This window comes from Mesotoga sp., from assembly GCF_035363035.1.
In the GTDB taxonomy this organism is placed as follows: Bacteria; Thermotogota; Thermotogae; order Petrotogales; family Kosmotogaceae; genus Mesotoga.
In genome coordinates this window covers 1-25,530 of sequence record NZ_DAOSEH010000029.1, presented here as the reverse complement: position 1 = coordinate 25,530, position 25,530 = coordinate 1, and the positions used below count along the sequence as shown (strand labels likewise).

The window sequence follows — 25,530 nt, the reverse complement described above, 5'->3', positions numbered from 1 at the left end:
CCAGATACATCCCCGAGAGCGACCAGCCCTTTATCGCCTCGACCGTTTTCAGTCTCTTCTTCATTGCCCATCCCCCGCTAATGATAGAATTAGAACAGCTCCTTCCTCACCCTGCTGGACGAATCGCTCAGAGCGCTCAATGGATCGGACTTTCCGTACATTATCGTCTCTATCAGGAACGTCGTCATTATGTCCTGAACCTCGACGGTCTTGGTGGTCAATGCGGGCGGCACCGCATAGGCCACGTGGCTCGCGTAGGCCGCGAAATAGGGATTGCCGTCCATATACTCTTTGAAGATCGGGTTGGTCAGCAGGTCCTCTCTGGCTGGCGGGAGATTGGTGGTCTCCATCCATCTGCGATCCTTCTCTATATCTGAATAGACCCACTTGATGAACTTCCAGGCGGCCTCTTTGTGCTTGGTAGTGGCGAACATCACCAGACCCTTGGTATCGGCGAAGGTGTAGATCGGTTCATCTGTCGGATAAGTATCTGGAACGGGCGGCGGTGTTATTACGATATCGTCGAAGACATCGGGGAAGAGGCTTCTGGCCTGGTTGATCTCCCAGGGCCCGAAGATGCCGCCGAGCACGACTCCAGTGTAGAAGGGGTTGGAACCGAGATCGACGGCCGTCCAGTTGCTGCGGAACATTTTATCTATGAAGCCGACTACTTCCTTGCCTGCCTCGTTGTTGAAGAGCGCTCTGGCCTTCTCGACATCGAGGTACGGCTCTCCGCCGCTGGCCGCGTAATAGTAAGTGATGAAGTCGAACCAGCGGTCGTACCAGTTCCTTCCCATCACGACGAGGCTGCCAAACCTCTCGTTCGGAATGGAATACTTCGAGCTGATTTCGTATATCTCCGAATAGGTTCTGGGCGGTTTGTCGTACCCCAGTTCCCTGAGTATGTCCATTCTCCACCACATCATTATGGGGTTGGAGTAGATCGGAAAGACATAGTAATTCTTTCCGAACTTCCACTTCTCAACGATAGATCTCATCTTTCTCGTATCCACCAGTTCCCAGAAATCGGGGAAAGAGTCCAGCGGCACGAGTATGTCGGCCTCTATCAGCTGGGCCGCAAATCCCGAGAAGATATTGGTGGAAATGTCCGGTATTCTTCCCGAGGCTATTGCCGTCAAAATGGCCTCCTCGGAGCTCCCGGCAGCGGGTATGGTCGACCATTTGATCTGGATATCGGGGTTGCTGGCGTTCCACTCGGCGACGGTTTCCTTCCAGAATCTCTCCTGAAGAGGGTTGGGTGCTGTCCAGAATACCAGCTCGACACCGATCGCGGCGATCGAAAGGCAGACAATCAACATCAAGAAAATGCTCTTCTTCACTGTAATTACCTCCTTTACACGGTTGTACTCTCACGTCTTACGAACTCGGTGAATAGCGATATCTTCATCGGGTGTGGCTCGCTGTTCATCAAGAGATTCAGAAGCCTCCTCGCTGCCGCCACGCCCATTTCTCGCTTGAATATCTTGAAGGTCGTAAGGGCCGGCGATGACACGGCCGCGTTCACTATGTCGTCGAAACCCATGACAGATACATCTTCCGGTATCCCTATATTACGCGCCTTCAACTCCTCCATCGCCCTTATCGCGGCCGTGTCGTTACAGCCGAAGACGGCGTCGGGGAGTCCGTATCTCGAAAGCATCAGATCTATGATCGCTCCCATGTTGTCGTTGTCCTCGTCGTACTCGAAGGATCTGGGCAGATAACCGGCCGATTCCATGGCCGCGACGTATCCGTCGTAACGATCCTTGAAGCCGAAGTGCGAGAGCGGACCGTGGATGTTCACTATCCTTTTCAATCCGCCCGAGAGGAGCTTCTTTATACCGTAAACGGCCCCGTCGTAGCCATCGGAGACTATGCAATCGACTTTCACCCCGGCCAGATATTGATCGACCAGCACGACCGGTTTTCCAGTAGCCTTGCTCTTTTTAACGTTCTCCTCGTTTATCTCTCCTCCCACAAGAAGGTACCCGTCAAGATCCCCCGGGAACTCCTCAACCGTGAAGAGACTGTAATTCATATTGTTGGCTTCACAGAACTCCTGAATCCCTTTGAATACTATGGTGTAAAACTGGTCGGAACTGTCCCGGAGAATTTTAGAGACCTTTTTTCCTGCAAGAACGCCTATATCGAAATCCAGTTTTTTGCTGGCCAGGTAGCTCGCGACCCTGGAAGGCCTGTATTCGAGTTCGTCAACCGCGCTAAAAACCTTCTCTCTGGCTTTTTTCGAGACATACCCGCTACCGTTCAAGACTCTGGAGACAGTGGCCGTGGAGACTCCCGCAAGTTTTGCCACATCTGAAAGCTTGGCCGCCATGAGAAAACACTCCTTTTATGTAAACGCTTACATCTCTAAAAGTACTATACCCTCTGAAAGCGATGATATTCATGTTCAATTATAAGATATAATAGGATCTCAAAATATATAAAACGTCATTAAACCAATTAATATCATCATATCTCTAATTATCATAAGTTTAAGTGCTAATTTAATCTTGTATATACACAAAATACGTAAAACAATGTGCAAAAATGAAATAAATGCTCATGAATACGATTTTTCTCCGACTATGTTCGATGACTGTCATTATTCGTCTTAGATCAACGTACCAGAATAATTCTATAATCACTGTGATATGTAAGCGTTTTCATACGATCACAGGGAGGTGTTTACATGAAAAAGCTCTTCGTTCTTTTCTTCATAGTTGTTTCAGTGTTTCTGGCGGCCGGGACTGTGAAGATTCCCGTCTCCGTCAACTCTTTCACGGGCGAGGCGATACCTGTTTCTCTAGGTCTCAGCGCTCTCCTCGACATGATCGGAGTCGATTTCGATGCCAACTGGGATTCGCTGAGAGTGATTCAGGACGGAAAGGAGATTCCTTACCAGATCGACGACACCGATCTTACGGGGAGGCTTTCATCGGGAGACACTTTCTCCTTCCTCATAACGGGACCGGCCGAGATAGTCGTGAGCGACGACTTCGATATCCAGGCCCCGGCTTACGAGGCGGTGGGAAGTGTAGTAGAGGAGGACGGTAACTGGCTGGTCGAAGTGGGCGATATAAGGGCCACGGTGAACGCCAAAGGACTAGTGAGAGTGACCGGCTTCGGCGCCGTCGAAGGAACGATCGTCGATGAAATAGGTATCGCAAGGGTTTCTGGCTGGGTAGGCTCTACCTTCTATGTTGACGGTCAATACGGCAGACACGAGGAGAAGACCTCAGGGGACTTCCAGGTCATCGGGGTCGAGGTTTTACCGGCCGGACCTGTGGGTGTAACCGTTGTCAGCACGCTCGATGGGAAGCCCTTCCTCGGATTGACTCAGAAGATCATCACCACGATCTTCAACAACGGCGACATTATCTCCCGCAACACCTTCGAGTTCGGCACCTACACCGATCTAATGAAACTGCAGATTATGGCGACCAGACCGCTCACCGACATCGCCGAAGATACGGTGCACACACTTCCGGTCTTCAGAAGACTTCTCTGGGCCGATCAACTGAATATAACCCCTCTCGAGTACTGGTTGGAGAGAAACGCTATCATGTACACCGGCAATAAACCGTACATAGTCTTCCCCGCCGTCGATTCAATGAGGCCTCTCTGGTGGGGCGCAACGTACATCTTCGCCTCTCAGGAGAGCTGGAGGGCCAACTATTCGCCGTCGCTCAAGACGGGCATTGCCGAGATAAATATGTGGGTGCCTCCAATAACCGCCAACTACCAGGAATGGATGGGCGGACCGACATGGGTGTACGAGAGCCGGGAGTTCCGCGACGGACTCTTCGAGTGGATGCCCGGTGAGATAGACGCCTTCGAAAGCACGAAGGGCGCCATCTCCTCCAAGTGGGAAGATTACGTGGCCCATTTCGTGGCCGGCGATGTTTACGTCTTCTCGAAAGTCTATTCGGTCTATAACGCCGACTCGATTGCCGACTCGATCGAGTTCGTCGAACTGAAGAAGGCGGAGATACATTCCCTGGTATTTGGAGAATAGAAACCTCCGGCCATCTACAACGGTGTAAGGGCGAGCTTTGCTCGCCCTCGCTCTTGAAAGGGGGAATAATTTATGAGAAGAATTCTGGCCTTGCTCATGATAGTTATGCCCGTTGCGCTCGCGGGAATAAACGTCGAGCTCGATCTGAGCCATCTCGAATTTCTGAGAGATGAGTTCGACATAGAGGGAAGCGTGGAGATGGGCTACTGGATCTACGCCGACAGGCAGCCCGATGGATCTTACAGACACGCACAAGCGTCCGGAGAGGGAGTAACCTGCGTGGACGACGTGGCCAGAGTCGCCATACTCTACCTGAGACTCTTCGAGAACTCGGCCGATGAGACCCACTACCTCAGGGCCCGTGAAGCCCTCGATTTCCTTCTGGCCATGCAGGATGCGGATGGCGACTTCTTCAATTTCATCTTCGACGACGGGAAGATAAACCGTAACGGTCCCACCTCGCGCAAAGGCGGCAACTGGTGGACGGCGCGCGGGTTCTGGGCTTTATCTACGGGCGCGTGGATACTCGGTCAGAGGGACCCTTCCTACTCCATAGAGCTGGCCAGGGCTTCCCAGAAGGCCTTCAGAGTTTTGCTCAACTACGAAAGAGACGGTCTGATCCAGGGATACACAGATGTCTCATCGGTAGCGCTCCTTGGCGCCGTCGAGCTTTACAGAATCTCCAACGACCTCGAAGCGCTGAACTTCATAAAACGCTGTTCCGGCTCGCTTATATCGAAACTGATCACCGATGACGACTCGATCTTCAGAGGTCTGGTGGACGAGAACGCTCCGCAAGAGACCGTTCCTCACTGGCACGGCTGGGGCTCCAGACAGCTGGAAGCGCTCGCGATGACCGCGCTGGCGCTGGAAGACGATGAACTGCTCGAGCTCACGGTAGATGCCTTCAAAGAAGGCGCCACGCTTCTGCTCGGCGCCGGTCCGGTGTACTCTCTAACCGGATTCGTCCAGCTCTTCCCCCAGATCGCCTACGCCGCCGAGGCGGCCATTTCGACCGGCTACACGCTCTTCTCCATTACCAATGACCGGGAGATCGCGACGATAACCGCGCTTCTGGGGAGCTGGTTCATCGGTCTCAATCCACTGGGCCAGTCCATGATCGGACCGAACGGAGAGGGGTACGACGGTATGGAATTCTCCCACATAAACAGAAACGCCGGAGCCGAATCGACGATATCCATGCTGCTTTCGCTGGAAAGAGTGTCGAGGTTGCCGGAAGAATATGAAAAGTACTTCTCAGGCGCGATCGAGTTGCTTACGCCCGCAAAGGTGATAGAGGCCGAAGCGATGAGGACCGGCCTTTCCGAAGTCGATACATTTCAGGGTACGGGGATCTCGGGAAACGCCGCTCTAAAAGTAAGCGGTGTCTTCAGTCTGAGAGAGAGCGTTGCGCTTCCTCCTGTGCCTTATTCGGCCTTCACCGGGATCGGTAACGTTCAGACCGGTCCGGTCTCTTTCACCCTCCGTCTGGGGGAGTCGAGATCGGAAGAGACCGTTTCCATCGCCCAGAAATCTATCTTCAAAGTCGGTGTTATCACCGGCACCGCTCAGGAATCGACGCTCACGCTGGGGGGAAAGGTCGAATCGGGAAGCTTCGATCTGGATCAGCTGGTGTTTTTACCCGACCTGATCGCCCTGTACATACCAGGCGATGAAACGCTGGTCTTGAACTACAGAGACGTCCCCGGATACGAAGAGGGAATGACCGTGCTGCCGGGAAGGATCGTATCTACCGAGAGAAAGATAGTCCAGGTGCCGACCGTGGCCGTAGATTCGATCGAGAACCTCGATCGGGTGCACCTGGATCTGAGGCCGCTCTTCGACAACGACGGCCTGGCCACTGCCGATGAGAGGAAAAGCTCGAACTTCGACAACCCGCAGGGCATCTTCGGGGCCTCTTATCCCGCGCAGGAACTTGAAAAAAGCTTCATCGACGGCAGGCTGGAGATCTCCGACGTAGAATTTGCAATTACGACGAAGGGAAGGGACAACATGCGCCTGACCGGCCAGGCGGTGACCTTCGTTCCGGAGGTTTTCAGCCGGATCTGCATACTGGGGGCGGCCAACCACGGCGATTACACGGGACAGGCGATGCTGGTTTACGAAGACGGAACTACACAGAACATTGCTGTCTCCTTCTCCGACTGGTGCGGCGGGCCCTCGAAGGGCGAGGATATTGCCTTCACTTTTCCCTCCAGGTACGACAACACCGGAAACATAGAAAGAATAAAATGCATGCTTTACTACCGGTGCGCCGAAACTCTCGACAAACCACTCAAAACCATAGTCTTTCCCCAGATTCCGAACGTCCACATATTCGCGATAACACTCAGAAGGAAGTGATCCCCCCTTGCATATAAAAGAGCGGACCGTAAGGTCCGCTCTTTAAATTTCGCAGCGTGACAAGGTCAACTTGTGATGGCCTTCAAGGCCGTGAAGAGATACCCCATGCCTACCATCAGGAAATTGCTTATATTATGCATCAGCATCGGATACACAATGCTCTTGCTCTTCTGATATACAACGCCCTGTATCGTTCCAAGTATAAAGGAATACACTATCTGAAAGGTATCCATCTCAAATTTGAAGGGCATCAGCGACCATTTTGTGTGGGCCAACGAGAACAGGATCGATGCAAGAATGACTTCCAGCGTAACATGACCCTTGACCGGGATGCTCTTGCCGAACGCATAGACCAGCATAGTTACCGGCAGCGCTCGAAACACTATCTCTTCAGACGTCCCGCTTATCAATAACTGGAAACCCAGAGTCCCCAGAACGTTCCTTTTGTCCAGAGGGAAGGTATATACGGGAAGCTGATTGTTGATGTACATGAAAACGTGGAGCGCGACTGCAATAAGGGCAAAGATGGAGGTAAAAGTTATCAGGTATTTCTTTCCTCTGGCTACGTCGCCTGGCTTCAGATAGAAATCGATCTTTAGAAGCTTGCCGAGCACGGTGATTATAATCAAGGCAAGAACCATCTGGACGATGTGGTGAATGGAAATGCCCGCAAAAGCATCGTAAGGATCGATTTTGCCGTACGAAATCACACTGGCGATATAGTGTCCGATTCTTCCTAAGAACACTTGCGTAACGAATACCACTACGAACATCCCGATAGCAAATAGCGTCCTGTTGAGTTTTAGGTTTTCCAAGTGATCATCGCCTCGATTGCTTTCCAAAATAAACGTTTATATTCTACGTCGGCCTTCCTGTAAAAAGCAAATAATTTTTTGTGCGTAATCACACCGGTTTTTTATATGACACTTCTACGTAAGTCAATTTATATATTCGCTAGCTTCAATTGCTATTCAATTTTTGTATTAATTAACATTTTACATTTATCGCTTTTCATTAAAGTACTTTCAACAGTTATGTGTCTGGAGTCGATTTTAACGGCCGCCGACAGCATGGCGATCATTGGGTCGAGACACCACCCACTGCAGGGGTTTGCCCCGCCCATCTTCTTGGACAACGCGCAGAGCTTACATGAAGTCGCTGTGGCGACGTAGTCGTCACCTGTTTTCTCCACTTTCCAGTTCGCACAGCCGTAGATTTCCGAAAGCTTGTAGAAGACATCTTCCACACTCTCGATACCCAGCTGCTGATTCATGTATGGAGCAGTCTGGGCCTGCCTTTCTTTTCTTCTCTTAACTACAGCCTCCAGCTCTTTTAACCTGTCGTATGTGTTGACGGCTTCGGCCACGGATGCCGCGTATGTGTTCTGCAGTATTGCGAGTCTCTTTTCGATTTCCACTTTTCTCCTCTCCTCTTTGTTGTTTTAACGTTCGTTAGTAAAGCGTATGTAGTAAAACTGCATCTTTATGTTCCGGTTTACGTTCAGTGTGATTGCGGATCGGAAATTGAACCGTCCACACCGCGCAGAACGATGGCGATCTCTTCCCGGATCTCCTCCTCTGGCAAGTATCTGTTTTTCACGACTATATTCTCGATCAGCGTTTCCATGAGATGCACCAGAGTCCGCACGACCGCCGTATCGTTTTCGGTGTTCTTCAAATGAGGCTGCAGGATCTTGTAATGCCTGGGCAGTATGGTCTTTTCCCATTCATCCATGAGGTTCATCAATTCATCGTCGCCGTCGAAGGAGAGATAAACTTTTATCCCTAGCCGGTAAACCTGCTTATCGTAGTTGTTCAGGGCGTTCAGGTCGTTGATGAACTTGGTGTAGAAATCCACGATGCCGGAGGTTTTCAGGTGAGAAGCCTGCTTCTTTATAATGCTGAAGAACTCCTTTTTGATTATTTCATCGAACAACTCTTTTTTGTTCTTGTAGTAATAATAGATCATCGGTAGAGAGCATCCCACATCGTTGGCGATGTTGCGTATCGTCGTTCCGTGATAACCGTTTCTGTTGAAATGCTCAACCGCCACTTCCTTGATTCTCTCTTTTAAATCCTTCTCCGCCATTGTACACACCTTTATATTTAACGTTCGTTAGTATTCTATCATGCCTGACTTTGTATTGCAATAGTTCTGTTGGATTTCTACGTGATTCGTCGGAAGGAGAGAGATCAGAGGGGCGAGCGGGATCCGGGATGTGGGGTCTAGGGTCTGACAAGAACGAGAAAAACATGATACAGCGATTCTCACACATCTCTAAAAGCGCTTTTCAGGTCTCTCTTTTTCTTTGTTTTAAAGTCTTTTGGGAATATAATCGCAGTGTCACCAAAATAGAGGGGGTGAGAGCCATGTGGAAGGAGTTTAAAAAGTTCATAAGTCGCGGCAATGTCATCGACCTGGCAGTCGGTATCATAATCGGGGGCGCCTTTCAGGTAATAGTTAGATCCCTCGTCGATGATATCATAATGCCGATTCTCGGTCTCTTCACGGGTGGCATCGATTTCAGTAACCTTTATATCAACCTCTCCGGCGGGAGTTACGAAACACTCGCGGCAGCAAAGGCGGCCGGTGCTGCAACTATAAACATCGGCCTCTTCATAAACGCCGTGATCAACTTCCTGATTCTGGCATTCGTGATTTTCCTGATCATCAGACAGATAAACAAGATGAGGGAACGCCAGAAGAAAGAAGAGGCTCCGGCCGCTCCAACGACGAAGACATGCCCATTCTGTCACACTTCGATTCCAATCGAAGCGACGAGATGTCCGAACTGCACATCCGAGCTGGGGAAAAAGGGTTAAAAATCTTGCTGTAGAAGCGGCCTTCGGGCCGCTTCTGTCGTTTTATATACATAAATTGAATCAAAAGGCCTAATACTGGAAGTTAAGAATAGCTATTCGCTTGTCCCGGCTCCCGGCGACGGAGGACGGCTAAGAACGAGGTGGAGAGCGATGAAATAAAGGGGTGAAAAACCCGTACATTTTGGTATAATAGCTCTACTGTATCGAAGGTTAACGCCGAATTCGCCGGGGTGTTCCGCATGAGGATAATACCTGAAACGAGAGAGCGCATCAAGAAAAGAAGAATGGAGATCGGCATACTCGCCGCTTGTATGCTGGTAGCCAGTCTCTACGCAGTTTATCAGATTGCCGTCAACACAGAGCTGTTCTTGAGCAGCACGAAGGTACAACTGATAATGATCGTGATATTCGCCTTCACCGTTGTTTGCGTCGTTTACTTCTTAATTCTGCACTTTGCTTACAGGAAGAGAAGGCGCGCACGCACCTGAGGTTTAACTGTTTCAGATGTAATCTCTTGCGAAAACCAGCTCCAGATTCACCTGTTACCGGTCAGGCGCGTCACCCGGCGCTTTTTTCTGACCGTAGTAGGCGTTCTTTCCGTGCTTTCTCGAATAATGCTTATCGATTATGTGCGCAGGCAGGGTTTCAACGTCGCTTTTCAGCATCTTCGTCAGAAAGGCCATCCTCGCCACCTCTTCGAGAACCACGCTGTTGTTTACGGCATCATCCAGGTTTTTGCCCCAGGTGAAGGGAGCATGCCCGGCCACGAGGACTCCGGGAGTACTAAAGTAATCCTTACTGGCGAAGGTTTCAACGATGACCCTGCCAGTGTTCATCTCGTAGTTTTCTTCCGTTTCTTCCTCTCTCAGCAATCTGGTGCAGGGTATTTCGTTGTGGAAGTGATCGGCGTGAGTCGTCCCCAGAGAAGGAATGGGCGACCTCGATTGAGCCCAGGCCGTGGCCCATGTTGAATGTGTGTGTACTATGCCGCCGATGCCCTCGAAGTTCCTGTACAGGACTATATGGGTCGGCGTATCGGAGGAAGGCCTCAGCCCTCCCTCCAGGACGTTGCCGTTCAAATCGACCACCACCATCTTTTCGGGCGAGAGTTCGTCGTAATCCACCCCGCTGGGCTTTATCACCATTAACCCCTTGCTGCGGTCAATACCGCTCGCGTTGCCCCATGTTAGAATCACGAGACCGGCCTCGACCAGCTTCATATTGGCCCTGAAGACCTTTTCCTTTAGTGCTTCCAGCATACTCCGACTTCCTTTCGCAAAGCTTCTACGGTACTTATGAATACATTGCGTTCAGTGCGATATCACAGTTTTCGCAATTTGTAGTAGATCTCGCCGTTTCTCAGCTCTCTTTTGAAGTCACGGATCTTCGTGTCTCTATCTATAACCACGAACTCTATATCGAGCATTTCGCAAAGGTCTTCCAGTTGCTCGGTATTGACAGTGTAACTCAGGCAGGAATGGTGCGCTCCTCCTGCCAGTATCCAGGCCGTTGCCGCGGTCGGGAGATCGGGTTTGGGAATCCACAGCACTCTGGCTACCGGAAGTCCGGGCATCTCTTCCTCCTGCCGCCTTTTGACGACCTCCACTTCGTTGACTATCATCCTGAATCTATCTCCGAACTCTACGATACATACCTGGACAGCCTCCCCTTCTCTGGAATCGAAAACCGATCTCGCCGGAGCCTCTTTGTCTCCTATAGAAAGGGGATGAACTTCGAGGGAAATCGGGCCGTCAGCGAGCGATTCACACACTTCGAGCATGTGAGAACCCAGTTCCTTCATGTTGCCCGGTTCAAAATGGTATATGTAATCTTCCACAAACGATGTTCCCCTGTCTCTGCCAGCGGCCATGACTTTCATCGTTCTTACCAGCGCGGCCGTTTTCCAGTCTCCTTCCCCCCCGAACCCGTAGCCGTCTCTCATAAGCCTTTGAACGGCCAGACCGGGGAGCTGGCGAAGGCCGTACAGATCCTGAAAAGTAGTTGTGAAGGCCTTGAACGGACCCATATCGAGAAAACGTCTGAGTGCTATTTCGATCTTTGCCGCCTCGTGCAAAGAACTTTTGAACTCCTCCTGGGAGACGGAGGATCTGGTGAGAGGATATTCCTGCCCGTACTGTTTTACGAGAGCTTCTATTTCGCTTTCTTTCACTTTCTTTACCAGCTTTATGAAATCGCCCATAGCGTAGCCGTGAACTTCGTACCCGAGATCTATCTGGGCATCGACTTTGTTGCCTTCGGTGACGGCGACGTCTCTCATGTTGTCGCCCAGCCTCGCCACCTTGAGGTTTTGCATTTCATTCCAGCCGAGCGCCGCCCTGATCCAGTTTTCAACTCTTGCGATCATCTCGGGATTCTTCCAGTGGCCCGCTATTACCTTCCGCCTTATATCTAGCCTGGTGGCAGTAAAGCCGAACTCCCTCCCGCCGTGGGCCGACTGGTTGGTGTTCATGTAATCCATGTCGATGCTCTTCCACGGGATCTTCTGGTCGAACTGGGTGTGAAAGTGAAGAAAGGGTTTTCTCAAGGCTTTAAGACCGGCGATCCACATCTTTCCAGGCGAAAAAGTGTGCATCCAGGCCATCAGTCCTATACATCTGTCGTTGCCGTTGGCTTCGTTCATGAGGGTTCTGATCTGCTGCGACTCTTTCAAGACGGGTTTCCATACGATCTTTACCGGCAACCCGGCCTGGTCGTTCAAATACTCGACCAGTTTCTTCGAGTTGCTCTCCACCTTTTTCAGTACTTCTTTTCCATAAAGCTCCTGGCTTCCTGTTATAAACCATACTTCGAGACCTTCAACTCCCACGGTGATTGATCTCCTTTCTCGATAATCGAGCTGGTATTTATAGTATATATCCTGCACCGCGACTTGTCGGTCGGTGCAGGATATAAGGCTATGATGTTACTAAGGCGAAGATGCGAAATTCGTAACGATACCGGACCCTTCGGATTTATCTGGCTACCGTGATTCCGACGAGCAACGTTTTGTCGTGTTCGCTTTCTTCCCAGGGCCTGGAGTAAGTGAACCTCACCAGAGAGATGCCCGCCTTGAGCGCTTGGAAGTCGAAGGCGACGTTAACCGGCGCGCCAAGAACTTCCTGCTGCCCTCCCAAGTCAACAATGGGGGCCACTCCAGGCGAATCGCTTTCTGTCAGCAAGGAGCGCTCGACCAACCTGAGTACGGCTGTATCGGAAACTTCTGCCCGCCAGGAGTAACCGGTTGAAAGGTTCTCCTGAAGAATTACCCTTGCCAGCTGCGACATTTCGACCTCACCTGACGAACTACCGAGGATGGTCACGTACTGCGGAACGCACTCGCTCAGGCTGCCGTTGCGGACTTCGACGTTGTACACTCTCACGTCGATCGCCGCCTCTTCGCCTTCCCATGCTCTGAACAACCTGAAAACCAGAGAAAAGGAGCCGCTCTTGTTGGGAGAAAAGAGCCAGGTGACGGTGGAGGGACTCCCGGCTATTACGGGGGTGTCTACTGAGCTTTCCGCAGTCTCCTTCGAAACCAGCGTCAGAAAGGAAGGATCGGAGACTTCATACGACCAGGTGTATCCCGTGGAAGCGTTTTCTACCAGCTCAACCTTCAGACGCTGTTCAATACTGACCACATCTATAATCGCCGGAATAGAAACGATATCTTCCGATATGACGGAAAATAACATTGTAGAAATCACAGTCAAGACTGAAAAAACAATTATTGCCGATCTTCTCATAACTTCAAACCTCCAGTATTTGTTGTGGTTGCGGGTCGGAAAGTTGTACAATTCTCCGGACCTCTCGTGTTAGACCGGACTTTTCCGGGAGGAGTTCTTCGCCTGGTGACCACGATTTTCTGAAAGAGACAAACGCCGGTTCCAGGAATTCATTTTGGAAATGTATAATACTTCTGACGATCTCTCTGAAGGGAAGGCTATCTGTTTAGATGAATCCATTTGCCTTGTTGATGTTCATTCCCACAGTTTCTTGCGGTTTGCTGGGGATGTACAGCTTCTATAAACGGGAGTTGACCGGAGCGGGGCCTCTTGGCTTCCTGATGTTAGCCATCACCTGGTGGTCCACTATGTACGGTCTGGAACTTCTGAGCAATGATTTGCAGCAGATGCGTCTGCTGAACAGTATCTCCTATCCGGCGATCGTTTCGCTGCCGGTTTTCGTCTTCATGTTTGTAATGGCGATTCTGGACAGGAGAGAATGGTTCACGTTCAAAAGAGTGGTCCTGCTTTTCATTGTACCCGCGATCGTCAATCTGACCATGTGGACCAACGAGTTCCACTGGCTTTTCTACACGGTCAGCGAGATAGATACACAGTGGCCCTTCCCCGTTCAGAAACTCGTTCACGGTCCGCTTTTCTGGATCAATATCGTTTATACTTACGTTCTTCTGGTGGGCAGTATAGTATTGCTCCTCAGGGAGTGGTTCTATTCGGAGAGACCTTACCGAACGCAGCTGAGTATTATACTTCTGGGCATGGCCTTCCCGATACTAGTCAACTTAAACTACCTCTTCAAAATCCTTCCGGTGGGGTATATCGACCTGACTCCGGTCGCTTTTTTCCTGACGTCTCTGTTCGCGGCCTTGAGCATTTTCAGGTTCAGGCTGTTCGATCTCCGTCCCATCGCCAAAGAGACCGTGATCAGAAATCTGGAGGACGGGATAGTTGTTATCGACAAATCGGACATCCTGATAGACGTGAACCCCGTCTCGGTAAAGCTTCTCGAGATCGACGGAGAGAAGGCTCTCGGACTCCCCATAGACGATGCCTTTTCCCGTATGCCGGCTCTGCTGGGTTTCATCGGATCGACGGACTCGCGGTCCGAGATGGTTATCGGAGAGAGGATCGTTGAATCCAGAAAGACTTCAATAATGAGCAAACGTGGAAGACTGAGGGGACATATAGTGCTTCTGACGGATATAACCGACCGTAAAAGGATTGAAGAAGCGCTCAAGGAAAGCCAGGAGATGTACAGGACACTGGCCACAACCGATATGCTCACGGGCGTGCTCAACAGGTACTCACTGGATCAGCTCCTGGAACGCGAAACCGAAAGATCCAGGAGATACCGCGAGCCGCTTTCGGTGATAATGTTCGACTTAGATGATCTCAAGAAGATCAACGACACCCACGGCCACCACGCCGGCGATACGGCTCTCAAGGCGCTCAGCTTTCAAATTCTCTCTAAAATCCGTAAAAGCGACTCTCTAGGCCGCTGGGGAGGTGATGAGTTCTTGATCGTGGCTCCCTCCACCGATCTAGCGGGAGCTCTTGAAATGGCCGAAAAGTTGAGGGCGGAAATCGATTCCGTAGAGTTCGAAGCGATCGGGAAACTGAGTATCAGCATGGGCGTCTCATCGCTTGAAATGGGTGAGAAAGACTACGACGGGCTTTTACGCAGGGCCGACAGGGCCCTGTATGAATCCAAGAAAAGAGGTAAAAACAGGGTAATGGCCATCTAGAAGACCGCCCGATATAAACTGCTCGTGGTTCTATGAAACTCCCACGGCTTTCAACCAGTGTCTCGCGATCAACGCATGGCCCTCCGGGGTCGGGTGGATTCCATCTTCGGCCCAGAAAGAAGGCTCTCTCTTTGTGGCAGCCGCCGCGAAGATTCCATCCAGCGGAACGTACACGGCTTTGAACTCTCTGGCCAGCCTGCGTATTATCTGTATCTTCGGTCCCAGGTCTTCCGTCCACATTTCCATCTCTCTGTAAACCGGTAGATAAAAGGGTTCCATAATGATCAACGATGCACCCTTAGAGGCTGCCGACTGGAGCAAGTATCTGTAGTTGCTCTCGAAGAGCGCCGGTTCGGTCCTGTCGTCACTGTCGTAAAAGCGCCAGCAGTCGTTTATTCCTATCAGGATAGAGACCCAGTCCGGCGAAAGATCCAGACAATCATCTTTCCAGCGGTTTTTGAGATCTTTAACCCTATCGCCTCCCACGCCCCTGTTCAGAAATTCGATCCTCATTTCCGGAAAAAGCGAACCTATCATGCCGGAGACGATCGCGGGATAGCCGCTTCCAAGATCGAAAAAATCGTCTCTGTCTCTCCCGGTATCGGTTACGCTATCGCCCTGAAAAACAACTCTCTGCTCTCTCTGAAGAAGCATCTCCTTACCCCCTGTATGTATCGTTATTCTTATGATTCACCTTTCACGGATCGGGCCACTCCGTAAAGCCCCTCCGAGTTTTCTTTCAATATCCTTGCAGCCGCTTTCAACGCTTCGTTCAACGTCAATTCTCCGCCCTGGATAGATCGCTCCAGAGACAACCCTACGGCCCTTCTGGCCCAGGTTGCGGCCAGATAGAAACCTTCTGGCATGAATCTAGCGTCGGAGGAATAACAGATCTTCGTGACCGGCGCGATCTCCAGCATCTCTCCGATCACTGCTTCCATACCCGCGACACTTAGAAGGGGAACGGAGAGGCCGAAATCGATATAGACCTCCGGATAAATCGCGGCAAGATACGCCGCTTCCCGTGTGTACGGGTAACAGTGGAGCAGAACCAGCCTGGTCCGCGAGTACTTATCTTCGTCGAGCAGAGGTTTAAGATGAAGCGGATTCGATTCGCGCAGATCGAGGTCGGAATCGCCCCAACCGGTGTGTATCTGCAAAGGGAGACCCCTGCCCCTGCAGACTTCGAGAGTCAGGTTGAAGAGAAAGCCCAGCAACCTTCCATCGGTCAACCTTCCGGTGTTCCTCTCTTTTTCAACTAGATAGCCGTCTCTGGCCGCTCTTTTGTCGTGCACTCCGATTCTCAGACCAGATCTGTAAGCGATTATGCTTTTGTAAGCCACGACGCCTCCGGGTGGATTGAGGAGTGCATCTCTGAAATCGGAAAGAAAGGAATCGAAAGAGGTTGAGTCTTCGAGTAAAGCTTCGGCAAGGCTTTCGATTCTCAAAGCCCTGTATGTGCTCGCGAAACTTGAGTGCCACTCCAGAGGGCGAGTTCGGTGGAACCAGAAGCCATCGTCCAGAACGACGCCTGAGATATTCGCCCTTTCGAAATACAGACCGGCCAGTTCGGTCTGTTCCATCTTTTCACGCCTGTTCCTGATCGCTTCGATCGAGGGATCGCATTCCAGAACGGCGGCGATATCCTTGAGACTTCTCTTGAAGGCGAGCGTCTCGCCTGCAAAAGAGTTAAGATACTCCCTGTCCGTGCTCTGAGTGAATATCCCTTCGATAGGATACTCCTTGAGCCATGCGGGGAGGAGAAGGTTGTGTGCATGACCGTCGAAAACGGGAAGCGACGATAGATCCAGTCCCATCAGAACCGCTCCAGTAGAATCTGGCGCTCTTGAGCGATCGTCAGCTCTCCCATAGCCTTCCATTCGGCTCTCTTAACCGCCAAATAGGCCCGGGACAGATCCTCGCCCAGGACTTTCAGAAGGTATCGGTCGTTTTCGAGCATATCCAGCGCGATTCCCGGGGAGGACGGAAGAGGTTCTACCATGCCCTGCAGCAGTTCCTCTCCGTTCATCAAGGCCGGATCTCCCTGCAGGTTGACCGGCGGCAGGACCTTTTTCTTCAATCCGTCAATCCCGGCGAAGATCATCATTCCCAGGGCGAGGTACGGATTGCTGGAAGCATCCACGCTCTTCAATTCGACGTGGCCGGCAACGCTGCCGGAGGGATCTGTCGGAACCCTCAAAGCGGCTTCTCTGTTGTCAAGCCCCCAGCATCTGTAAGCACCGGCCCAGCAGGAGGGCTTTATTCTCCTGTAAGAGTTGGTGGTCGGTGTCGTCACAGCCATGAGAGAGGGGAGATGTTCCAGAAGCCCGGCCATGAAATAGAGCGCAACCTCCGAAAGCTCACCGTTGTGGTCTCTCATTACGTTTTTCCCGTCTTTCAAAAGACTGAAATGCAGGTGGCAGCCGCTCCCTCCGAACTCTTCGAAAGGTTTGGGCATGAAGGAGGCCATCAGACCGTTTCTCACCGCGGTGGTCCGCACGGTTTCCCTGAAAGTGATCTGGTTGTCGGCGGCCTCGAGCGCAGGGGCGTGAGCTATGACGATTTCCTGCTGGCCCGGCCCCGATTCGGCGTAGTACCTCTCGACGTTCAGGAACTGGGCTTTGAGGTTTCTGACTATATCGCCCACAACCTTCGAGTTGAGGTCCATCGAAAAGGAGCTGGCAAATAGCGTGTTGTCCACCGGGTTCAGAGACCTGTCGAAGAGATAGAACTCATTCTCGAAGGCGGCCCTCATGGTGAAACCGAGCTCGTCAAGAGCTTTTATTGCCCTTTTCAGAAAAAACCTCGGGCATAAACTCCATTCGTATCGGCCGGCGAAGAGATCCGAAATAACGCTAGCGTGCCCCGGGGTGTAGGGGAGTACGTTTAGAGTATCCCAGTCCGGGTTGAGCCATATCTCCCCAACAGGCATCAGCCCGCTTTCAGGCACCACGCCGTCGTACATGACAGGCACCCCCTGTTGCGCGCGAGAGATACCGGCCACCGTCTCGAAATTGTCCTCGAGCAAATCGATATCTATCGACTTGGCCCTTATCACGTTGGCGTTATCGCACCAGAGAGACCTTACAAACTCGACCTTTGCGCTTTTGAGCGCTTTTATAAGTGCTTTTTTCAACCTCGATACCTCCGCTATCTATCCGATCTGGCTCAAAGAGCCCTACGGTGTCATCTTAAAGAAGCTGACTTTACAGTCTTTACGGCCGGGAGATATTTAGAACTCTATCTGCAGCCAGTTTGGCTGTAATCAGGCAAACCGGCACTCCTGCCGGATCGAAGCTCCACTGGCCTATCTGGAAGAGATTCTTTACGGGCGTATCGATCGATCTCTTCATCTTTCTGAAGTCCCTCAAGGGAAAAGTCTCGGATGGATGGTAGTTCCATCCCGTAATCGAACCGCCGCTGTTGAGGGTTTTCTCTTCCATGGTGAAAGGAGTGGCAACAATCCTGAACTCAATTTTCTCTCTAAGTGAAGGATAAAGCCTGAAGAAGTTGGCCATTACATCGTCGGCGGCCTGTTCCTTAAGGCGTTCATATTCCGCTCTGGAAACACTTCTTCCCCAGCCGTTCAGGGCCTTCTGAGTCGTATTGACATTCAGAATTACCCCCGTCTTGCCGGCTGGAGCGAGAGAAGGATCTCTCATGCAGGGAATGCTGATCTCCATTCCCGTGGTTTTGAAGTACTCCGGCGATTCATAGTCACAGGGTTTGGCTGCAGCCGGAACATAGATTATGTGTTCCACATGTTGATCAAGATTCTCTGGAGCTGTGTCAACTCCCATAAATACGGAGAAGACAGAGTCGGAAACCTGCGCTCTGTTGAGCCTCTGAAGGAAATCTTGATCTACGGAATTCTCCGGGAGCAACTTGTTGTATAGCCGCTTCGCATCGGCTGCATTCACGATAATCGGAGACTCGATCTCCTGACCGGTATCGGTTACTACCCCCGAAGGTAAGCCTCGTTCGAGAAGTATCCCGGTCACTTCCGTACCGGTAAGGACGGTCCCCCCATTCTCCCTGATAAAGTCAGCGAGGGTGAGCGGTATTCTCTCTATCCCGCCTTCGGGATAGAAGTAATCCCTGAAAACCGTCGGGTAGGCCAGCCCAAAGAACGCGGGAGTCCCCTCGAAGAAGGGCTCGTCTATGATACTGACAAGCTCGTCGTCGGGGATTCTAACTTTGAGGAAATCCCTGAACGGTATATTGTTGTATTTCAGTTTCTTCAGGAAGCCCAGAAGCTTCTTACCGTTCTTGAGAAACCAGGGAATTGATTTCAACTTGGTCAGAAACGTAGTCTTTCCGTAAAGCGGTCCCGACATTCCTGATAACGAACCCATAAAGCTGTTCAGCTCTTCCATTTCCTTAAGTAGATCCTCTATGCCGGATCTGCTTTCGGGAAACCGTTCACCGAGGAAGTCGAAGTACTCCAGAAGACTTTCGTCCGACTCCATGGAAAACACTTTGTCCTCGAAGCCAGCGTACACTCTGTTCTTTACGAAATTTAGCTTATCCATGATGCCGAAGTTTTCAAGCATTGGAAATAAAAGTCCCGCGTTTTCCACTGCTTTTATTCCGCTGTCGAAATGGTATCCGTTATATTCGAAAGAGGAGAAATAGCCTCCGGGTTTTTCCGATCTCTCTATCAATATGACTTTTTTGCCGGCCTTTGCTATGAAAGCCGCACAACTCAGACCCGATATTCCCGCGCCGATTACGATACAGTCGTATTTCATCTTATCACTTCCTTTTCCAGCCAGCTAAGAAGCCTTTTAATTGGGACTGACCTGTCATCGAAGGAGAGTCTTCTGCAGCTCTTCTCGCAGTATCCCGGGCAGTCGGCGCAATCGGTGCTCACCTTCGTCTCTAGAAGCCGTCGCTTCGCCCCCGGGAAGTTTCCCGACTCCAGACGCCTCAAAACACCCCGAATATCCTTTCCGTCGGGACACTTCATCTTGCAGCCGGGGATTTCGCACAGCTGACAGGAGCCGCTAATCAAAGGGACCGTATCGCGATCGAGCGCGGTCTTTTCAAGATCCACCGCCTTCCTCTTTTTTTCGGAAAGATAGTGAACCCTCTCGACTTCGGGCTCTCTGTAACTGTACTCCTTCATTCTTAAATCTCTGAGAATCAAGTTTGCGGCACCGATACCGGAGACTGTGACCGCCGGCGTTCCCATTCCCATCACGGTCGAATCCCCGCATATGAACAGGTTTTTCCATTCGCTCCTGGCGTGAAGTCTCTTCAGCAATTCCTGGCCGATGGACTGCTTCGGGCCTCCGACACGGCCTTCGTTCTTTAGCGTGTACCTCTCGATTGTAAGCGGCGTGGCCGTTTCCAGATGTTTCAAAGAATCCCTGAATTTGGGGAATTTCTTCTCGACCAGCTTCAGAACTCTCTCGGTCTCTGCTTTTTTCATCTCTTTGTACTGTTCGGTGCCCCGCGGAGGCCACTTCTTCTTTGACGGAGCGATCATGGACATTACATGAGTCCCTTCCGGGCAGATCGAGGGGTCGTCGATCGAGGATATATAAACTGTGACATCGCTCTCGGCTATCTCGTCGAACTCCTCGACGAACATTTCGACGGGATTAGTTCCGATCGGAACGGCCGAATAATCGACGGCGGCGTAAACGACGATCGCAGGGAAGGTCGGCTCGAGGGATTCGACCCATTTCAGTTTCTCAGGACCGATGCGCTCTTTTGGGATTATCCCTCCGTAAAGATTCCATACCGTCCCGCCGTAGATAACATAGTTCGACCCGATCTCGCTTCCATCCTCGAGCTTAATACCGGCCGCTTTGCCGTCTTCAAAGAGGATCTCGTCAACCCTGTTCTCATAGAGCATATAACCGCCGTTTCTTTCAATTGACTTCTCAAGTTTGTTCGGGATCATCTGGGAGGAACCAGAGGGATAGAAACCACCGCCCTCGTGATTGTCTATGAACATAGTCACCGCGAGAACGCCGGGTGTCTCTTTAACCGTTGTATAACAGTAGGTGGAAGTGAGAACATCGAAGAACTGATAAAGCTCTTCAGCTTTCGGGTCGATGAACTTACTCATGAGTTCTTCGGTGCTCCTGAAGAGTAATCTGATCATCCTGGCCTGCCGCACCGGGTGCTTGAGCAGGGCTTTGAGACTGTCGCTCCTCTTCATTTCAGTCGGAGGCACTATCACGGGATCGGCCACGATCACGTTGTGATAGAAGTCGGCGAGATAGTCGTAAAACTTTCTGAGCTGGTCTTCATAGCCGGGGAAATGCCTCCCGAGCTCGCTAATGAATCTGTCGAGGTCCGGCCAGAATATGATTCTCTTCTCTCCAAAGGTCACGGAGTAAAGGGCCTCATGCCTTATCACGTCGATGTCCTCTCCGATCTCGTTGAAAACGAATCTATGCGAGTTGAAACCGCGGTTGCCGAATCCGAAAACCATTCCTACGGCCGAATCGAAAGTGAAGTCGTTTCTTCTGAAGATCGAGCAGCACCCGCCGGGAAGATAGTGCCGTTCGGCAACCAGTACCTTGAGACCCCTGTTTGCCAGTAAAGAAGCCGCCGCAAGGCTTCCGAGTCCCGAACCGATTATTGCAACGTCGTATCTACTATCTGGAAAGAAATTGCCTTTCATAGGCACCCCCGATTAATGTATCTCTGGCTCTCAACTAATAAGATTCTAAATTATGAGAAAGCTCTTTTCCTAGAGTTTTCGAGTAGGTCCAAGGAGAATACTCTTGAGATCGGTAATGTACTTCAGCAGCTATTCTATGGTTCCTTCGGCTAGCTTTACCAAGGCTTTGTCCGTAGGGGCAAGCACTGTAAACGGTCCGTCGACAGTTAGAATTCTCGATATCATCACTGTCAATAAAGTAGCGAACAATCTAAATTGAACAATAGAAGCTCAGATATGACTCTCCATTAAAGCTATACAGAAACAATATTCAAGGGACTTATTGTTTTGAATGATAGACTTTCGAGAGAAAATACGCAGGAGGCCTGGTAGAAAAGGGTACGGGTCAATCGGAATACCGCCTTTCTAATTTATTAACCACCTTCGGTCTCGAAGTTCTTCGACCACCAATATATCAGCTTATCCGTGCTGGTCCGATCAAGTGTGTTGTAGAGCTCCGTTAATGTGACTGTGTTTCGGTTGTGGTAAATTCCGGTCATGGCCTTTATAACCATCTTTTCCATGGTCGGCAGCTTGTTAATCGTCTTGTCCAGCATCTTGAAGTCTTTGACAGATCCATCGGGATTGTAGGCACCCGATACCTTTTCCCATAAGTCGAAGCTCGATAGAATAACCTTCAGATCCGAGAACTTCATCAGTCGTCACTCCCCTGTCTCCGCAGTAAAAAACGATTTTAGGCTAAGTTTCCAGACATATCGTGCCGCTTCCAGAAGATCTACCTATCTCGCTGATTCAATCCTATATGTTCTTCTGTTTATCTCCAACATCTGTGCAGGGTAAATCGGAAACCGCAAAGAGAAATCTCTACTGAAAGGTACGCAGATTCCAGAATGGTTAATTCTTGCCGGACGCTTTGAAAAACATCTATTCAACGGCGAAGTACACTCCGGTTATCTTCAACCCCCCCTGAAGGTCGGGAAGATTTGCCTTTATCTCCACTTTGTAATATGAATAACCACCCTCTTCGAGAGTCACTGTTGCGAGATCGGTGATGCTTGAATAGTATTGCCACAAATCCTGGGCTATTAACGAAGGCGGGATAATAATCTTCGTGTGCACCTGGTAGAAAGGCTTCCATATCTCTTCCCATAGCCCTTCAGGAAAAAGACCGGCATATACGGTCACCACAACAGGATTCACCGTGTGCGTAACCCAGTACATATCGAACTTCAGAGTTCTTTTAGCTGGATCGGCCGCAACTATCTGATAAAGATAGGTATCGACACCCGGATTCACTGTATGCCCGGCGAGCCGATCCCCTCTACCGGTAGATATCCTCGCCGCCGTACCGACAATATCATCCGGTGTAGGATTTCCTGGCTTTTGACTGGCTGTCCATCCACCATCGGAGATAGTTGCTTCGACCCAGCCATCCAGGCTGGGTCTGCTTCCCGTACGGAACCAGGGATTGTGTATCAAGTTGTCCTCCGGCAGATAATCGACAAGGTATTCCAGCGCTTCACGCCCGCTGTTCATTACGGCTTGAGCCAATTCGGTACCGGTAAAAACGAAAAGACTCAATAAACAGATCATCGGTACTAACGATGCTTTTCTCATTCTTTCCTCCGATTCGCACACAGAATATCGACCTATAGTGAACTCCAACGTATAGATGCCAAATTGCGCGAATTACCCTATAACAGGATATCCCTCGATCCCGCGTCATGGCGCTTTCCTGCAAACACGAAAGCCAAAGAAGTCATTTGCGCTTTCGGGATATACATAACCTCTATAAGAGACGCGCGAGCATGTCACATCATCTCCGAAGCTGCCACCGCGAACAGGCTTCAGAAAACCGGTATCGACGTAAGGATTAATACGTACAGAGTCGGTATAAAGCGTATGCCAATCGCTGCACCATTCCCAGACATTTCCGGACATGTCGAAGATTCCCAGTTCATTCGGGATTTTCTTTCCGATCTCCTGCGCCTCTCCTCCCGAATTCGACGGATGCCAGGCTACCTGCTCGAAATCGTCGCTACCAGAGTATATGTACCCCCGACTCAAATTTCCACCGCGCGCTGCAAACTCCCACTCCGCTTCGGTGGGCAACCTGTACCCAACGACTTTCGACACGTCTGTCGTTGTATTACCTTCAAAATCTAGCAGCTGACCCTCGTCCGGTTCACCGAATGTTCTATAAGCGACCGGAAGGTCTTCCTCTTTGCTCAGCCAGTTGCAATAGGCTATCGCGTCCCACCAGCTCACGTTCGTAACCGGTATTGTTTTCGCTTCCGCTTCAACGATTTCGATATCGTTCGCTTTACCGGAAGCCTCAAGGAAAAGAAAATACTCTTCGAAAGTAACCTCGTATTTGCCGATGTAAAAGTCGTATTCAATGACGACTTTGTGCGTCGGCTTCTCGTCGCTGGCTCCCACATTGCGTGTATCACCCATCGTGAAACTTCCCTTCTCTACAACAACCATCTCCTTTAGCGAGAAAACCATCACCGAGAAAGCAACTACTAGCAGTGTTATAAGGACTTTCTTCACCCTTCTCACCCCTCTGTTTGCTCTTGTTTTTCTCCTGGCGATCACAGATCAAAGTTTTTATTCTCTGCTCGAGTCTTATCTGGCTGGTTTTCATTCTATCTTTGAGAAGTGTTCGACACGGCGGGAAAGCGATTCTATGAAACGTCTGAATTCAAAACGATTATAGCACCGGCGACTTTAGAAGCCGATAAAACAACAGTCTTCTGCGGTGGTATGTTTGTTCTTCTTTTTTCACTTTCGGGTGAATTTTAGTTCGCTGAAACCCTCTTCAGTCAGGGAGAGCTGTCCGGCCGTTTCAGAGATAAGCTTTTCGCTGTCCAGGGCCTCCAGCGCGGTATTTACAATTAGCTCGTCGAACTGGGAATCTGAAAGCCCCAGAGTTCTCAACGGTTCGATATCCTGATAAACCATAGATGCCTTTGCTTCGCAGATCAGCTGCTCGCGGGTTTTGATCTTTCCCTGTTCAATCATGAAAAGAAACCAGCGTTTGAGCTGTTTCGCCCTGAACTTGTTGAAGAGAGAGAAACCATATTTCTCAAAGTCCATCGCCTCTCCCCTTGATGATTTTATGAGATCTATCAACAGATCTGTCGCACCTTTGAGAATAAGAAGGGAAATCATAATTCCTACAAGGGCATCGACATATGGAACTTTCATCAGCGATACAATAAGCCCGATAGATACGCTCACAGCTACGAGAACATGGTTTCTGGAATCTGTTGATTGGGTGATCAACGGGAAAGAACGGTTTTTCAGACCCGAGTATTTCTGATAGAACCAGAGAAAGGCGCAGATCAAACCCGAGATAACAACTGCCGCAAAAGTGAGGAGATCTGGAGATGGTATTTCACCCGAGACAAGCCTCGATAATGCCTCAAACAGCGAAAAGATTCCCGTTATCCCCATGAAGAATAGAAGAATAAAGCTTACCAGGTTTTCGCGCTTCTTCTTAACTCCCCAGTACACAAAAATACTTGAGACTCCGTCCAGAAGAGTATCGAAGGAGTCGTTCAGGAGACCGGTGCTTCCTGAAAGAAGAGCGGCCGGCAGTTTCAAAGCCGCAAGAACGAAATGGGCTATCACCGTGATCTTTGCGACGGTTTTGGGCTGTGTTGCGCGGGCGAGAAGTCTGCCGCTGTTTTCCAGTTCGGCCAGCATCTCCTTTGCTTGATGCCGTCCTTTTCCCGTCAGCAAATATCTTTCACCGTCCTGAATGACCCAGCCGGACTCTTTCATTTTCTGAATAGCGGTATTTAAAAATGAATCTAGATCCTTTTCTTCGTGCGCTTTTTTCCCATAAGGGAAGATCTCGAAGAATATGCCGAATCTTCTCCCCATTATAGAGAAGTAATCTTTCAATTGCTCTATTGTGTTGCAACCATTGAGAAGGGCAGCTGCTACGGACCATTCCTGGCCGTGGTTTTTTGAATGATGCCCGCGTTTCATTACCTTCTCCTAATCCTATGTTCGCTCAAGTAAGCAAAACCATCGAAGAGCCATGAAAAAAGATTAACATCGATTACCCACAAGTTGTCAATTCCTGCACTGAACTATTCGGCAACTATAATCTCGAAATTCCTGGTTGTCGGAGTAACAGGCAGTTGATCCGGTCTGATTCCCAGAATCATGGATTGAGGTGTCGGTTCGG

General features: G+C 50.4%; 23 protein-coding genes. 5 read left to right on the top strand and 18 right to left on the bottom strand.

Annotation, left to right across the window (positions count from 1 at the left end):
* Positions 1–89 precede the first annotated feature (89 nt).
* On the bottom strand, positions 90–1,340 hold the full coding sequence (locus tag PKX57_RS06260; protein WP_213921315.1) for an extracellular solute-binding protein: 1,251 nt from the start codon (positions 1,338–1,340) through the stop codon (positions 90–92).
* 14 nt (positions 1,341–1,354) lie between these two features.
* The gene (locus PKX57_RS06255; protein WP_472412948.1) at positions 1,355–2,335 is read right to left on the bottom strand and encodes a LacI family DNA-binding transcriptional regulator; all 981 of its coding nucleotides are present in this window, start codon (positions 2,333–2,335) and stop codon (positions 1,355–1,357) included.
* 357 nt (positions 2,336–2,692) lie between these two features.
* On the opposite strand from PKX57_RS06255, the gene PKX57_RS06250 reads away from it, so the two are divergent.
* Entirely contained in the window at positions 2,693–4,018 is a 1,326-nt protein-coding gene (locus PKX57_RS06250; RefSeq protein ID WP_472416427.1) for a hypothetical protein, read from the top strand.
* A 72-nt stretch (positions 4,019–4,090) separates the two neighbouring features.
* Complete coding sequence (locus PKX57_RS06245; protein ID WP_472416425.1) at positions 4,091–6,382, top strand: hypothetical protein; 2,292 nt, start codon at positions 4,091–4,093, stop codon at positions 6,380–6,382.
* A gap of 65 nt (positions 6,383–6,447) precedes the next feature.
* Here the strand turns inward: PKX57_RS06245 and PKX57_RS06240 are convergent, their stop codons facing one another.
* The 3 genes from PKX57_RS06240 to PKX57_RS06230 all read right to left on the bottom strand — a co-directional run bounded on the left by PKX57_RS06240 (position 6,448) and on the right by PKX57_RS06230 (position 8,470).
* Positions 6,448–7,128: a CPBP family glutamic-type intramembrane protease gene (locus PKX57_RS06240; protein WP_214075595.1), complete on the bottom strand. Its 681-nt coding sequence runs from the start codon at positions 7,126–7,128 to the stop codon at positions 6,448–6,450.
* A 221-nt stretch (positions 7,129–7,349) separates the two neighbouring features.
* The gene (locus tag PKX57_RS06235) at positions 7,350–7,799 is read right to left on the bottom strand and encodes a hypothetical protein (RefSeq protein WP_214049906.1); all 450 of its coding nucleotides are present in this window, start codon (positions 7,797–7,799) and stop codon (positions 7,350–7,352) included.
* An 83-nt stretch (positions 7,800–7,882) separates the two neighbouring features.
* A complete protein-coding gene (locus PKX57_RS06230; protein ID WP_472416423.1) occupies positions 7,883–8,470 on the bottom strand; it encodes a TetR/AcrR family transcriptional regulator in 588 nt (195 codons plus the stop codon).
* Positions 8,471–8,751: 281 nt separating this feature from the next.
* Between PKX57_RS06230 and mscL the strand changes: the two genes are divergently transcribed.
* Positions 8,752–9,204, top strand: coding sequence for a large conductance mechanosensitive channel protein MscL (gene mscL / locus PKX57_RS06225; protein WP_213921322.1), 453 nt, complete (start codon positions 8,752–8,754; stop codon positions 9,202–9,204).
* A gap of 239 nt (positions 9,205–9,443) precedes the next feature.
* Positions 9,444–9,692, top strand: a complete 249-nt coding sequence (locus PKX57_RS06220) for a hypothetical protein (RefSeq protein ID WP_213921323.1) — start codon at positions 9,444–9,446, stop codon at positions 9,690–9,692.
* A gap of 54 nt (positions 9,693–9,746) precedes the next feature.
* On the opposite strand, the gene araD is transcribed toward PKX57_RS06220, so the two are convergent.
* The 3 genes from araD to PKX57_RS06205 all read right to left on the bottom strand — a co-directional run bounded on the left by araD (position 9,747) and on the right by PKX57_RS06205 (position 12,947).
* A complete protein-coding gene (araD, locus tag PKX57_RS06215) occupies positions 9,747–10,463 on the bottom strand; it encodes an L-ribulose-5-phosphate 4-epimerase AraD (protein ID WP_213921324.1) in 717 nt (238 codons plus the stop codon).
* A gap of 62 nt (positions 10,464–10,525) precedes the next feature.
* Entirely contained in the window at positions 10,526–12,031 is a 1,506-nt protein-coding gene (gene araA / locus PKX57_RS06210; protein ID WP_472416421.1) for an L-arabinose isomerase, read from the bottom strand.
* A 145-nt stretch (positions 12,032–12,176) separates the two neighbouring features.
* Positions 12,177–12,947, bottom strand: coding sequence for a protease inhibitor I42 family protein (locus tag PKX57_RS06205; protein ID WP_472416419.1), 771 nt, complete (start codon positions 12,945–12,947; stop codon positions 12,177–12,179).
* Positions 12,948–13,156: 209 nt separating this feature from the next.
* Here PKX57_RS06205 and PKX57_RS06200 point away from each other — a divergent pair, with 209 nt between their 5' ends.
* A complete protein-coding gene (locus PKX57_RS06200) occupies positions 13,157–14,689 on the top strand; it encodes a histidine kinase N-terminal 7TM domain-containing diguanylate cyclase (protein WP_472416417.1) in 1,533 nt (510 codons plus the stop codon).
* Positions 14,690–14,719: 30 nt separating this feature from the next.
* On the opposite strand, the gene PKX57_RS06195 is transcribed toward PKX57_RS06200, so the two are convergent.
* From PKX57_RS06195 to PKX57_RS06150, 10 genes are all read right to left on the bottom strand, one after another.
* The gene (locus tag PKX57_RS06195) at positions 14,720–15,343 is read right to left on the bottom strand and encodes a GDSL-type esterase/lipase family protein (protein ID WP_214049109.1); all 624 of its coding nucleotides are present in this window, start codon (positions 15,341–15,343) and stop codon (positions 14,720–14,722) included.
* Positions 15,344–15,372: 29 nt separating this feature from the next.
* Positions 15,373–16,506 carry an amidohydrolase family protein gene (locus PKX57_RS06190; RefSeq protein WP_472416415.1) on the bottom strand — a complete coding sequence of 378 codons (1,134 nt, stop codon included), beginning with the start codon at positions 16,504–16,506 and terminating at the stop codon, positions 15,373–15,375.
* Positions 16,506–17,825, bottom strand: coding sequence for a glutamine synthetase family protein (locus PKX57_RS06185; RefSeq protein WP_214047948.1), 1,320 nt, complete (start codon positions 17,823–17,825; stop codon positions 16,506–16,508). The genes PKX57_RS06190 and PKX57_RS06185 overlap by 1 nt, the downstream gene beginning before the upstream one ends.
* 79 nt (positions 17,826–17,904) lie before the next feature.
* A complete protein-coding gene (locus PKX57_RS06180; protein ID WP_472416413.1) occupies positions 17,905–19,440 on the bottom strand; it encodes a phytoene desaturase family protein in 1,536 nt (511 codons plus the stop codon).
* Complete coding sequence (locus tag PKX57_RS06175; RefSeq protein ID WP_472416411.1) at positions 19,437–21,329, bottom strand: phytoene desaturase family protein; 1,893 nt, start codon at positions 21,327–21,329, stop codon at positions 19,437–19,439. Before PKX57_RS06175 ends, PKX57_RS06180 begins: the two co-directional genes overlap by 4 nt.
* A gap of 129 nt (positions 21,330–21,458) precedes the next feature.
* Positions 21,459–21,578 carry a fasciclin domain-containing protein gene (locus tag PKX57_RS06170; RefSeq protein WP_470745425.1) on the bottom strand — a complete coding sequence of 40 codons (120 nt, stop codon included), beginning with the start codon at positions 21,576–21,578 and terminating at the stop codon, positions 21,459–21,461.
* Positions 21,579–21,742: 164 nt separating this feature from the next.
* A complete protein-coding gene (locus PKX57_RS06165; RefSeq protein ID WP_213921331.1) occupies positions 21,743–22,024 on the bottom strand; it encodes a hypothetical protein in 282 nt (93 codons plus the stop codon).
* A gap of 229 nt (positions 22,025–22,253) precedes the next feature.
* A complete protein-coding gene (locus PKX57_RS06160; protein ID WP_214048625.1) occupies positions 22,254–22,946 on the bottom strand; it encodes a hypothetical protein in 693 nt (230 codons plus the stop codon).
* A gap of 105 nt (positions 22,947–23,051) precedes the next feature.
* Positions 23,052–23,882, bottom strand: a complete 831-nt coding sequence (locus tag PKX57_RS06155; protein ID WP_470745475.1) for a formylglycine-generating enzyme family protein — start codon at positions 23,880–23,882, stop codon at positions 23,052–23,054.
* Positions 23,883–24,113: 231 nt separating this feature from the next.
* The gene (locus PKX57_RS06150) at positions 24,114–25,328 is read right to left on the bottom strand and encodes a cation efflux transmembrane domain-containing protein (RefSeq protein ID WP_214048389.1); all 1,215 of its coding nucleotides are present in this window, start codon (positions 25,326–25,328) and stop codon (positions 24,114–24,116) included.
* Positions 25,329–25,530: the final 202 nt, after the last annotated feature.

Coding starts and splice junctions, on each gene's coding strand:
- PKX57_RS06150 (WP_214048389.1), bottom strand. CDS start 25,328: ATGAAACGCGGGCATCATTCAAAAAACCACGGCCAGGAATGGTCCGTA.
- PKX57_RS06180 (WP_472416413.1), bottom strand. CDS start 19,440: ATGAAATACGACTGTATCGTAATCGGCGCGGGAATATCGGGTCTGAGT.
- PKX57_RS06195 (WP_214049109.1), bottom strand. CDS start 15,343: ATGCTTCTTCAGAGAGAGCAGAGAGTTGTTTTTCAGGGCGATAGCGTA.
- PKX57_RS06175 (WP_472416411.1), bottom strand. CDS start 21,329: ATGAAAGGCAATTTCTTTCCAGATAGTAGATACGACGTTGCAATAATC.
- PKX57_RS06165 (WP_213921331.1), bottom strand. CDS start 22,024: ATGAAGTTCTCGGATCTGAAGGTTATTCTATCGAGCTTCGACTTATGG.
- PKX57_RS06190 (WP_472416415.1), bottom strand. CDS start 16,506: ATGGGACTGGATCTATCGTCGCTTCCCGTTTTCGACGGTCATGCACAC.
- PKX57_RS06230 (WP_472416423.1), bottom strand. CDS start 8,470: ATGGCGGAGAAGGATTTAAAAGAGAGAATCAAGGAAGTGGCGGTTGAG.
- PKX57_RS06160 (WP_214048625.1), bottom strand. CDS start 22,946: ATGAGAAAAGCATCGTTAGTACCGATGATCTGTTTATTGAGTCTTTTC.
- PKX57_RS06200 (WP_472416417.1), top strand. CDS start 13,157: ATGAATCCATTTGCCTTGTTGATGTTCATTCCCACAGTTTCTTGCGGT.
- araD (WP_213921324.1), bottom strand. CDS start 10,463: ATGCTGGAAGCACTAAAGGAAAAGGTCTTCAGGGCCAATATGAAGCTG.
- PKX57_RS06205 (WP_472416419.1), bottom strand. CDS start 12,947: ATGAGAAGATCGGCAATAATTGTTTTTTCAGTCTTGACTGTGATTTCT.
- PKX57_RS06255 (WP_472412948.1), bottom strand. CDS start 2,335: ATGGCGGCCAAGCTTTCAGATGTGGCAAAACTTGCGGGAGTCTCCACG.
- mscL (WP_213921322.1), top strand. CDS start 8,752: ATGTGGAAGGAGTTTAAAAAGTTCATAAGTCGCGGCAATGTCATCGAC.
- PKX57_RS06220 (WP_213921323.1), top strand. CDS start 9,444: ATGAGGATAATACCTGAAACGAGAGAGCGCATCAAGAAAAGAAGAATG.
- PKX57_RS06245 (WP_472416425.1), top strand. CDS start 4,091: ATGAGAAGAATTCTGGCCTTGCTCATGATAGTTATGCCCGTTGCGCTC.
- PKX57_RS06250 (WP_472416427.1), top strand. CDS start 2,693: ATGAAAAAGCTCTTCGTTCTTTTCTTCATAGTTGTTTCAGTGTTTCTG.